Consider the following 257-nt stretch of genomic DNA (forward strand, 5'->3'; position numbering starts at 1 on the left):
AATGTAATATTTACACTATCCCCATTACAAATCGTAGGACTTGCATTAGTAACCGTAAGTACTGGAGCCTGTGTAATCTGGATCGCAACCGGAGCCGGCGATACCGCACATTGTCCTGCTGTTGGTATAAAAGTATAGGTTCCGTTTGCAGCATTGTTGAATGCTGGTGACCATGTTCCTGTAATGCCTTCTAAAGAAGTTGTCGGTAATGGTGACGGTGTTACTCCCGAACAATAAACCGTAGCAAAATTAAATGT

Annotated in this window: 1 pseudogene; it reads right to left on the bottom strand. The window is 42.8% G+C overall.

From position 1 onward, the window contains the following. Window positions 1-257, bottom strand: a pseudogene (locus ABGT15_RS14665) (hypothetical protein); the annotation flags it as partial.

It is taken from the genome of Flavobacterium enshiense (genome assembly GCF_040750275.1).
Classification (GTDB): domain Bacteria; phylum Bacteroidota; class Bacteroidia; order Flavobacteriales; family Flavobacteriaceae; genus Flavobacterium; species Flavobacterium enshiense_B.